The sequence below is a fragment of the Cellulomonas citrea genome (assembly GCF_009829685.1).
Lineage (GTDB): Bacteria > Actinomycetota > Actinomycetes > Actinomycetales > Cellulomonadaceae > Cellulomonas > Cellulomonas citrea.
On the sequence record NZ_VWSD01000115.1, the window covers coordinates 1 to 9,524 of the forward strand.

At 73.6% G+C, this 9,524-nt stretch carries 9 protein-coding genes, 1 pseudogene and 1 riboswitch; of the genes and pseudogenes, 6 read left to right on the forward strand and 4 right to left on the reverse strand.

What is annotated here, in order from left to right; genetic code table 11:
* Positions 1 to 57 precede the first annotated feature (57 nt).
* The 3 genes from F2B26_RS11970 to F2B26_RS11980 are packed head-to-tail and all read right to left on the reverse strand — an operon-like array spanning position 58 to position 1,894.
* Positions 58 to 528: a hypothetical protein gene (locus F2B26_RS11970; protein ID WP_159809648.1), complete on the reverse strand. Its 471-nt coding sequence runs from the start codon at positions 526 to 528 to the stop codon at positions 58 to 60.
* Positions 525 to 1,232, reverse strand: coding sequence for a response regulator transcription factor (locus F2B26_RS11975; protein WP_159809649.1), 708 nt, complete (start codon positions 1,230 to 1,232; stop codon positions 525 to 527). Before F2B26_RS11975 ends, F2B26_RS11970 begins: the two co-directional genes overlap by 4 nt.
* A complete protein-coding gene (locus F2B26_RS11980; protein ID WP_159809650.1) occupies positions 1,229 to 1,894 on the reverse strand; it encodes a TetR/AcrR family transcriptional regulator in 666 nt (221 codons plus the stop codon). Before F2B26_RS11980 ends, F2B26_RS11975 begins: the two co-directional genes overlap by 4 nt.
* Before the next feature lie 69 nt (positions 1,895 to 1,963).
* Here F2B26_RS11980 and F2B26_RS11985 point away from each other — a divergent pair, with 69 nt between their 5' ends.
* The 6 genes from F2B26_RS11985 to F2B26_RS17470 all read left to right on the forward strand — a co-directional run bounded on the left by F2B26_RS11985 (position 1,964) and on the right by F2B26_RS17470 (position 8,383).
* A complete protein-coding gene (locus F2B26_RS11985; RefSeq protein WP_159809651.1) occupies positions 1,964 to 2,779 on the forward strand; it encodes a CPBP family intramembrane glutamic endopeptidase in 816 nt (271 codons plus the stop codon).
* A 77-nt stretch (positions 2,780 to 2,856) separates the two neighbouring features.
* Positions 2,857 to 2,982: riboswitch (SAM riboswitch) on the forward strand.
* A 270-nt stretch (positions 2,983 to 3,252) separates the two neighbouring features.
* On the forward strand, positions 3,253 to 4,836 hold the full coding sequence (locus F2B26_RS11990) for an ABC transporter substrate-binding protein (protein WP_159809667.1): 1,584 nt from the start codon (positions 3,253 to 3,255) through the stop codon (positions 4,834 to 4,836).
* Between the two features lie 10 nt (positions 4,837 to 4,846).
* On the forward strand, positions 4,847 to 5,926 hold the full coding sequence (locus F2B26_RS11995) for an ABC transporter permease (protein ID WP_159809669.1): 1,080 nt from the start codon (positions 4,847 to 4,849) through the stop codon (positions 5,924 to 5,926).
* Positions 5,923 to 6,813 (forward strand): ABC transporter permease, encoded by an 891-nt coding sequence (locus F2B26_RS12000; protein ID WP_159809671.1) that lies wholly within the window; start codon positions 5,923 to 5,925, stop codon positions 6,811 to 6,813. The genes F2B26_RS11995 and F2B26_RS12000 overlap by 4 nt, the downstream gene beginning before the upstream one ends.
* On the forward strand, positions 6,810 to 7,592 hold the full coding sequence (locus F2B26_RS17465) for an ABC transporter ATP-binding protein (RefSeq protein WP_159809673.1): 783 nt from the start codon (positions 6,810 to 6,812) through the stop codon (positions 7,590 to 7,592). The genes F2B26_RS12000 and F2B26_RS17465 overlap by 4 nt, the downstream gene beginning before the upstream one ends.
* Positions 7,589 to 8,383 (forward strand): ABC transporter ATP-binding protein, encoded by a 795-nt coding sequence (locus F2B26_RS17470; RefSeq protein WP_159809675.1) that lies wholly within the window; start codon positions 7,589 to 7,591, stop codon positions 8,381 to 8,383. Before F2B26_RS17465 ends, F2B26_RS17470 begins: the two co-directional genes overlap by 4 nt.
* Before the next feature lie 54 nt (positions 8,384 to 8,437).
* On the opposite strand, the pseudogene F2B26_RS12015 reads toward F2B26_RS17470, so the two are convergent.
* Positions 8,438 to 9,524: pseudogene (locus tag F2B26_RS12015) on the reverse strand (hypothetical protein); the annotation flags it as partial.

Consider the following 9,524-nt stretch of genomic DNA (forward strand, 5'->3'; position numbering starts at 1 on the left):
GTCGAACCAGCGGACGATCCCCTCGGGCACAGTGAGCTCCTTCATAGGCGAGTGCAGCTACCCAGTTCCCTGACAGACCTGGGGACGAGCATCGGCGGCCACCGTCTCCGAGTACCCGACGTCGAGGAGCCCGGGCGTCTCGACCGCGATCCCGCGGTGCCCGGCTCCGGCGGACGGCACCCAGCCGGGGCCGCGCAGCAGCGCGGTGACCTCCGCGTCGGTCGGGGCCGAGCTGGTTGGTCCGTCGGCCGCATAGCTGGCGACCGTCCGCCCGCCGGCGCGCAGGTGGACCACCGAGGCGCCGAGCCCGGCGCGCACCGAGCCGCGGACGAGCTGCTCGGGCACGAGCGCCTCACCCCGGGTGTCGAGCACGGCGCTCACCCGGTCCCGGGTGCCGACGAGCTCGGAGTCGGCGCGCCCGACCAGGTAGGACCGCAGGGCCAGCACGCTCACGACCGCCACGGCGACCATCCCGGCGACGACGACGGTCGCGACGGCCACGGCGATCCGCGCCCGCAGGGACCTCATCGATCCCCCGGGTCGTCCGCGCGCAGGCAGTACCCGAACCCGCGCACGGTGCGGATGAGCGGGACGGCGTCGGGCGGGTCGACCTTGCGGCGCAGCCGTGAGACGAGCTTCTCGACGACGGCGCCGTCGCCACCGAAGTCGTAGGCCCATACCCGTTCGAGCAGCTGGGCCTTGGACAGCACCCGTTCGGGGCCGGCGGCCAGGGTGGCGAGCAGCTGGAACTCGGTGGTCGTGAGGTCGAGCGGCCGGCCGGCGCGGTGCGCCTGCTTGCGTGCGGTGTCGACCCGCAGGTCGCGGTAGACCAGCACGTCCGGGTCGAGGTCCTCGTGGCGGGCGCGGCGCAGCAGGGCGGCGAGCCGGGCCGCGACCTCGGCGAGGTCGAACGGCTTGGTCACGTAGTCGTCGCCGCCGGCCGCCAGGCCCGCGACGCGGTCGGCCACCTCGTCCCGGGAGGACAGGAACAGCACCGGCGTGCGGTCGCCGGCGGCCCGGACCATCCGCAGCACGTCGAGCCCGTCGGCGTCCGGCAGCACGATGTCGAGCACGACGAGGTCCGGACGGGCGTCGCGCAGCGCGTCGAGGGCTGCGGCGGCGGTCCCGGCGGTCTGCACCTGGTACCCGGCGAACGTGAGCGCCGAGGTGAGCAGCTCGCGGATCCCCGGGTCGTCGTCGACGACGAGGATGCGCGCCGGGTCGGCCGTCACCGGGGGTCCTCGGCGGTCTCGGCGGCCGTGGTGGTCCCGGTGGGTGCGGCCGTTGCGGCGGCTCCGCCCGGTCCGGTGGTCGCGCCGGTGAAGGCGCGCGCGCACTCCGCGGCGGCGGACGTCAGGAGCCTGTGCGGGACGCCGGGGTTGGTGAGCCCGAGGAGCACCAGGCCGTGCACGGTGGCCCACAGCGCGGTCGCGACCGTGAGGCTGTCGGCGCTCGACGCGAGCACCCCGGCCGCGCGGCACCGCTCGACGTTGTCGACCAGGTCGGTCAGCCCGCTGCCGGGCTCAGCTCCCGCGGCCGGCGCGGTCTGCGGGCGGTCGAAGAGCACGCGGTACTGCGCGGGGTGGCTCAGCCCCCAGACCAGGTACTCCCGGCCGCGGGTGGCGAGCTCGTCGGCCGGGTTCGCGGCTGCGTCGGTGCGTCGGCGCAGGGTGCGGGAGAAGTCGCCGAGGGCGCGCGCGCTCGCCTCCTGCAGAAGGTGGTCCTTGGTCGGGAAGTAGTGGTAGAGCGAGGGTGGCGTGCACCCGGCCTGGGCGCAGATCGTGGCGATGCTCACCCGCTCTGGGTCGCCCTGCTCGACCAGGAGCGCCGCCGCGACCGCGACGATCTCGGCTCTCAGGTCCCTGCCGGTGGCGTCCTGACCGCCTCGTGCCATGGCCCGATCGTAACCGTCGCTATAGTGCCACTAGTATAGTGGCGCTATAGCGACGCGAAGAAGGGCACCATGCCGCAACCGGACAGCAGGGGCGGGGGCATCGTCGTGTTCATCGCGGTCGCCTTCGCGGTGACCTGGGCGGTCTGGCTCCCGCTGCTGGCGAACGCACGGCTCGGCACCGCGTTGCCGACGGTGCCGCTGCAGTTCTTCATGGCCTCCTTCGGGCCTGCGCTCGGCGCCCTCGCTGCGTCGTACCGCACGGGTGGGGGGCAGGGCGTGCGCCATTGGCTGCGTCGGACGTTCGCGCTCCGCTTCGGTCGGCTCTGGTGGCTCGCCGCCGTCGGGATGCCGATCGCCTACCTGGTGGTCGGCTACGGCGCGGCCTGGGCCGTGACCGGGAGCCTGCCCGACCTCGGCGGCTTCGGTCTGACCTCGAAGCTGCCCGGCGTCGGCGCATGGGGCGTCGCGGCGGTCTGGGTCCTCACCTTCGGTCTGGGCGAGGAGACCGGGTGGCGGGGCTGGTTGCTGCCCGAGCTGGCGCGCCGGTACGGCACCTTCCGGGCCGCACCGCTCGTCGCGGCGGTCTGGATCGGCTGGCACCTGCCGGCCTTCTTCTTCAACCCCACCTACGTGGACATGGGCTGGGGCATTCTCGGCTGGATGATCGCGCTGGTCGCGGGCTCGTACCTGCTGGCCTGGATCGCCCAGGGCGCCGGCTGGAGCGTCGTGCCGGTGCTCGTGTGGCATGCCGGCTTCGACCTGCTCACCGCGGCCGACCAGTCCGCCGGCGTCATCGCGTCGAGCATCAGTGCCGTCGTCATCGTGCAGGGGGTCGTGGCTGCGTGGTGGCTGTGGCGGCACGGGCAGCATGGCTCGACGGTCTGACCTGGGGCGACGTGACAGTGGTCCCACGATGTGGGCGTCGCCGGTCACCGTTCACCTGACTGCTAAAGTGATTGACCGGTCAAGAGTTCTTACGTCGTCCCTCGCGGGCGGCTGACCCGGCAGGTGAGACGGCAACCCCTGAGCGACGGGGTGCCCCCGGGAGAAGACCTGGCACGGACTGCTCGTCCGGGCAAGCGCACCATCCGCCGTCTGCGGCGGGACCGAAGGAGACGACACGAATGGCGGCTCGCACGATGACAGCCCAGATGGCGACCGAGCTGGTCGTCTGCTGTCGTCGGACGCGCCGGGCCGTCCCCTGTCGTCACTGACGACCACCCTGCGCGTCTGACCCCGCAGACCCCCGGCCCGGCCGGGAGGTCTGGTTGCGCGTCCCGCGGCACCCCCCGCCGCACCCCCCAGCGCCGGCTCGACCTCTGACGCCGTTGCGCGCCCGCACCCTGTGGAGATCCCCCATGAACCGCACCCTGCGACGCTCCCTCGTCGTCCCGCTCCTCGCGGCGACCGCCGCCCTCGTCCTGGCCGCCTGCGGCTCGTCGGGGTCCGCCCCCGCCGCGTCGTCCGCGTCCGGCGGCACGCTCGTGGTCGACAGCACGTTCGACCTCAAGACGGCCGACCCGGCCCGCTCCTACGAGTTCACCGGCGAGCTGCTCGGGCACAACGTGTACGAGCACGCCACGACGTTCGAGGGCACCGACCTCACGACCCCCGTGCCCGAGCTCACCACGTTCGCGTTCTCGCCGGACAACCTCACCCTCACCCTCACCCTCAACGGGGAGCACAGGTTCGCCGACGGCACCCCCGTGACGGTCGACGACATCGTGTTCTCCTACCAGCGCGTCCAGGGGATCACCGGCAGCCCGTCGTTCCTGCTCGACGGCGTCACGGTGGCCAAGGTCGACGACACGTCCCTCACGCTCACGACGGCCACGCCGAACCTGGCGCTGCCCGCCATCCTGGCGAACCCGTCGCTGGGCATCGTGGAGAAGAAGCTCGTCGTCGAGCACGGTGGCACCACCGGCACGGACGACGCAGCCGAGTCCTTCCTCAACACCGCGTCGGCAGGGTCGGCCGCCTACCAGATCGACACCCTCGACGTGAGCTCGAAGATCGTGCTCAAGCGCAACCCGAGCTACGTCGGCACGGCGCCGACCTGGGACAAGATCGTCATCGAGAACGTCGCTCCGGCCACCCAGAAGCTCAACGTGCAGTCCGGCACCGCGCAGATCGCGCTGGACATCTCCCCGGACAACGCCAAGGGCCTCGACGGCGGCTCGACCAAGGTCATCAACGGCATCTCTGGGTTCACCGTCTACACGTTCTTCGCGGCCGACGCCGAGCACGGCAAGGCGGCGTCCGACCCGAACTTCGTCGCGGCCGTCCGGCACGCCATCGACTACAGCAAGCTGCTCGACATCGCCGGCAAGGGCTCGGTCCAGCCCGGTGGCGTCGTGCCGGTCCAGTTCCCCGGGGCGCTCACCAGCGACCCGGCGAACTCCTACGACGTCGCCAAGGCCAAGGAGTTGCTCGCCAAGTCCAGCTACGCCGGTGAGCCGATCAGCTACCTGTACGCCTCCGACGTGACCGTCCAGGGCCTGCGCCTCGAGCTCATCGCCCAGTCGATCCAGGCCGACCTCAAGGCCGTCGGGATCACCCTGCAGCTGGACCCCCAGCCCGCGGCGACCTACTACTCGACGTTGCGCTCGAACACCGTCCAGGCCGCGCTGTCGTACTGGGGCCCGGACTTCCCGGACGCGTCGAACTACCTGGCGTTCACCCCCGGGCAGGGCGTCGCCACGCGGGCCAACTGGACCGCGGACTCGCCCTCCGGCCAGCAGGTCGCCCCGCTCGTCGCGGCCGCGCAGTCCGCGTCGGCGGACACCCGCAACACCGCGTACCAGGACCTGCAGCGCACGCTCAACGAGGTCGGCCCGATCGTGCCGCTGCTGCAGCCGGCCCAGTCGGTCGTCACCACGACGACCGTCTCGGACGTCGTCCCGAGCCCGCTGTGGCTGCTCGACCTCGCGTCGATCCACTGAGCACCACCGCATGAGCAACGACGTCTCGACGCGACCCGCGGACGACCTCCGCGGGTCGCGTCGGCGTGCCCACCCGCTGGTGCGGTACGTCCTGACCCGGCTGGGCATCTCGGTGCTGCTGCTGTGGGGCATCACCGTGGTGACGTTCGTGCTCACCAACCTGGTGCCCGCAGACCCGTTGGCGGCGGTGCTGGGCGACCAGGCCGCGGCCGACCCGCAGATCGTCGCCGAGTACCGGCGGCTGATGGGCCTGGACGACCCGCTGCCGCTGCAGTACTGGCACTACCTCGTGCGCCTGCTGCACGGCGACCTCGGCACCTCCCCGCAGACCCGGCACCCGGTCGCGGTGGACCTCGCCGGGGCGTTCCCCGCGACCGCCGAGCTCGCGACGGCCGTGCTCGTGGTCTCGGTGCTGCTCGGCGTCGGGCTCGGCCTGCTCGCGGCGCTGCGGCACCGGCGCTTCACCGACCAGGTGATCCGGGTGGTCAGCCTGCTCGGCGTCTCCACCCCGATGTTCTGGCTCTCGCTCGTCGTGTTCTACGTGTTCTTCTTCCGGCTGCGCTGGCTGCCCGGCTCCGGCCGGCTCGACGCGACCCTCACCCCGCCACCGCACGTCACGGGCTTCTACACGATCGACGGGGCCCTGGCCGGGCAGTGGTCGATCGTCGCCAACGCCTCGCTGCACCTCGTGCTGCCCGCCCTCGTGCTCACCCTCTACATCGCGGGGCTGCTCGTGCGGTTCACCCGCTCGGCCGTGCTCGACGTGCTCGCCGAGCCCTACGTCACGGCGGCGCGGGCCCGCGGTCTGGCACCGGCCCAGGTCACGTTCGGCTACGTGCTGCGCGGTGCGCTGCTGCCCATCCTCACGATGGTCGGGCTCGCGTTCGGCTCGCTGCTGTCCGGGGCCGTGCTCACCGAGCAGATCTTCGCCTGGAACGGTCTGGGGCAGTACGCCTACCTGGCCGCCACCAAGCTCGACCTGCCGGCCATCATGGGCGTCGGGATCGTGGTGGGCGTCACCTACATCGCCATCAACTTCCTCGTCGACCTGGTCACCGGTGTGGTCGACCCGCGGGTGCGGCTGCGATGAGCGACGTCCTGGAACGCCCCGGCCGATGGACCCGGCGGCTCGCTCCCCGCGGCGCGCGCTCGCCCTGGCGGCAGCCGCTCGCGGTGCTGGGCGCCGTCGTGCTCGTCGTGTGGCTGGCGGTGGCCGCCCTCGCGCCGCTGCTCGCACCGTTCGACCCGCTCGAGCAGACCCCCGACCGGCTCGCGGCACCAGGAGGTGCGCACCTGCTCGGCACCGACTCGCTCGGCCGGGACGTGCTCTCCCGGGTCATCTTCGGGTCGCGGCTGTCGATCCCGGTGGCGGTCGCCCTCGTCGTCGGCTGCCTCGTCGTCGGTGCCGTGCTCGGTGCGCTCGCCGGGTACCTCGGCGGCTGGGTGGACGAGGTGGTGATGCGCGTCGCCGACATGGTGCTGGCGTTCCCCACGATCATCCTGGCGATGGTCGTCGCGGCCGCGCTCGGGCCCAGCCTCATCAACGCCGTCATCGCGATCCTGCTGGTCAACTGGCCGCAGTACGCCCGCGTCACCCGCTCGCTCGTGCTGGGCGCCACGACCCGCGAGTACGTGGTCGCCGGCCGGCTGCTCGGTGCGGGGCCGTGGACCTCGCTGCGTCGCGACATCCTGCCGAACGTGGCCGCACCCGTCCTGGTGCTCGCCACCCTCGACGTGGGCAGCGCGATCCTCGTGCTGTCGGGCCTGTCGTTCCTCGGGCTGGGCACCGTCCCGCCGACACCGGAGTGGGGGTCGATGGTGGCCGACGGCGTGCAGCAGTTCGACGCCTGGTGGATCGGCACGTCGGCGGGGCTGGCGATCCTCAGCGTCGTCGTGGCCGTCAACTTCGTCGGCGACGCGCTGCGTGACACGTTGGACCCGCACACCCGCTCCTCGGTCGCGGGACGGGCGCTGTGAGCGAGGTGCGCCTGGCGGTCCGTGACCTGCGGGTCGAGCTGGGCGGCACGACAGTGCTCGACGGCGTCGACCTCGACGTGCCGGCCGGCCAGGTCACCGGGCTGGCCGGGGAGTCCGGCTCCGGCAAGTCGATGACGGCGCTCGCGGTCCTCGGGCTGCTGCCGCGGGGCGGGCGCGCCACCGGCAGCGTCCGGCTCGACGGGCGTGAGCTGCTCGGCTTGCCCGAACGCGAGCGCAACGCGGTGCGCGGGCGGCACGTCGCGATGGTGTTCCAGGACCCGGCGGGGGCGTTCCACCCGTTGCTGTCCATCGGGCGCCAGGTCACCGACCACGTCCGGCACCACCTGCGGCTGTCCCGTGCCCAGGCGGTGGAGCGCGCCGTCGACGCGCTCGACCGGGCCCAGGTGCCCGAGCCGCGCGAGGCGCTGCGCAAGTTCCCGCACCAGTTCAGCGGCGGACAGCTGCAGCGCATCGCGATCGCGTCGGCCATCGCCTGCGAACCGCAGGTGCTGCTCGCCGACGAACCGACCACGGCGCTCGACGTCACCGTGCAGGCCGGGGTGCTGCGCCTGCTCCGCTCGCTGTCCGACGACCTGGGGATCGCCACGGTGCTCATCACGCACGACCTCGCGGTGATGTCCGCCGTCGCCGACACCGTCACCGTGCTGCGCGCCGGGCGGGTGGTCGAGCAGGGGCCGCGGTTCGACGTGCTCACCCGGCCGCAGGACCCGTACACGCGCTCGCTCATCGAGTCGCTGCCGCACGGTGGCCGGGCATGAGCGGCCTGGAGCTGCGCGGGCTGCAGGTGAGCTACCGCCGGCGCGGCCTGCCCGAGCTGCGTGCGGTGGACGGCGTCGACCTCGACGTCGCCCCCGGTGAGGTGGTGGGTCTGGTCGGGGAGTCCGGCTGCGGCAAGTCGACGCTCGCACGTGCCGTCTGCGGGCTCGAACGCCCCACCGCCGGGTCGATCACGTTCGACGGTGACGCGGTCGAGCCGCTCGGGCTGCGTCGTCGGCCAGCGCGGCTGGCCCGCATCCAGATGGTGTTCCAGAACCCGAACGCCTCGCTCAACCCGCGGCGTCGGGTGGGGAACCAGATCGAGGACGCCCGGGCCATCCACCCGGCCGGTCACGAGCACGCCCCGAGCATCGCGGCGCTGCTGGCCGACGTCGGGCTCGACGCGGGCGTCGCCGGTCGGTACCCGCACGAGTTCAGCGGCGGGCAGCGTCAGCGCCTGGCCATCGCGCGGGCCATGGCCGCCGGCCCGCGGCTGCTCATCGGCGACGAGCCGATCGCCTCGCTCGACGCGTCGTTGCAGGCCCAGGTGGCCCGGCTGCTGCGGGACGTCGCGGTCGGCTCGGGTGCGGGGCTGCTGTTCATCAGCCACGACCTGTCGATCGTGCGGACCATCGCCGACCGGGTCGCCGTGATGCGCGCCGGCCGGATCGTCGAGGAGGGGCCGACCGAGCAGGTGTGGACCGCACCGCAGGACGCGTACACGCGCCGGCTGATCGCGGCGATCCCGGTGGCCGACGGGCTCGGCCGGCTCCCGGAGGTCGACCTGGGCTGAGCCCGGCTCGGGGGTCGGCTGGACCCGTCGGTCACGGTCAGGTCGCCGGGCCGGTCACGCCTCGGCCGTCTGTCCCGTCGGCGCGTCCGGCCCCGTCCGGCCGTCGCCAGTTGGCACACCCGGTTCGGCGGGCGCCGCAGGCAGCCGCACGACGGCGACGGTCCACGGGTCGACGTGCGGGGTCCGGCCGCGCACCCCGATCTGCCACAGGTCGACGAGGGCCAGATCGCTCGGGCCGCGCCGGGCGACCCGGGCGGCGACGAGCGCACCGGGCAGCATGAGCAGGCAGACGGCCGCCGCCCAGGGCGAGACGACCGCGACCCACTGTCCGGTCGCCTCCAACCAGGCCTGCCACCCGGCGAGCGGGACCACCAGCGCGAGCAGGGTGACCAGGCCAGGGGCCCGGTTCACCACCACCCGGTAGGGCTGCACGGGCCGTCGGTCGAGCAGCCGCGCGGTCCGCCGACCGGCGCGCTGCGCCAGGACCAGCCCGAGGACGACGGCGACCGCGCCGAGCGCGACCCATCGCTGCGGGTGCCAGGGTGACGAGCCCAGGGTCACGCAGACCAGCGAGTCGGGCTCGGGCGGGCAGCTGACGATCGCGGGCCCCCGCGGTGCGACGAGTGCGACCGCCGTCCAGAGGGCGGCACCCAGCCCGAGGGCGACGCAGGCCAGGGTCGTGCCGAGTCGCGCGCCGACCCGGGGGCGGGTGCCCCACGTCTGGACGAACCCCGTCGTCGGTTCGCCCGCCCGCGGGATGAGGTGCCGGTTGACCGCACGCGTCCGGTAGGGGTCGCGCGCGGGGCGCAGCAGGTCGAACCAGAGCGTGACCGGCAGGATGGCGGCGAGCACCACGACGAACGCCAGGTCGGTCGAGCGCCCTCGGAGGTCGTTGACGAGCCAGAAGGCGGCCAGGGCCGCGAGTGGTGCCACGGCCGTCTGACGGGTGTCGAACCATCGCCCGTCGATGTCGTCGCGTGCCCACTCGCGGTACCGCGGTGGGATCGGCCGTTCGAGCCAGCGGTACGCCAGCCGGGTGCCGATGGGTGGCCCGTCGCGCCAGCGGGTGGCCCAGCCGGCGCGCAGCAGGCCCAGGCCCTCGCGCAGCGGCAGGCGGGTGGCGTCGGGGCCCGCGAGGTCG

Excerpts from the sequence above, each read along its gene's own strand:
- F2B26_RS11990 (WP_159809667.1), top strand. The coding sequence starts at position 3,253 with ATGAACCGCACCCTGCGACGCTCCCTCGTCGTCCCGCTCCTCGCGGCG.
- F2B26_RS11985 (WP_159809651.1), top strand. The coding sequence starts at position 1,964 with ATGCCGCAACCGGACAGCAGGGGCGGGGGCATCGTCGTGTTCATCGCG.
- F2B26_RS12000 (WP_159809671.1), top strand. The coding sequence starts at position 5,923 with ATGAGCGACGTCCTGGAACGCCCCGGCCGATGGACCCGGCGGCTCGCT.
- F2B26_RS11970 (WP_159809648.1), bottom strand. The coding sequence starts at position 528 with ATGAGGTCCCTGCGGGCGCGGATCGCCGTGGCCGTCGCGACCGTCGTC.
- F2B26_RS11995 (WP_159809669.1), top strand. The coding sequence starts at position 4,847 with ATGAGCAACGACGTCTCGACGCGACCCGCGGACGACCTCCGCGGGTCG.
- F2B26_RS17470 (WP_159809675.1), top strand. The coding sequence starts at position 7,589 with ATGAGCGGCCTGGAGCTGCGCGGGCTGCAGGTGAGCTACCGCCGGCGC.
- F2B26_RS11980 (WP_159809650.1), bottom strand. The coding sequence starts at position 1,894 with ATGGCACGAGGCGGTCAGGACGCCACCGGCAGGGACCTGAGAGCCGAG.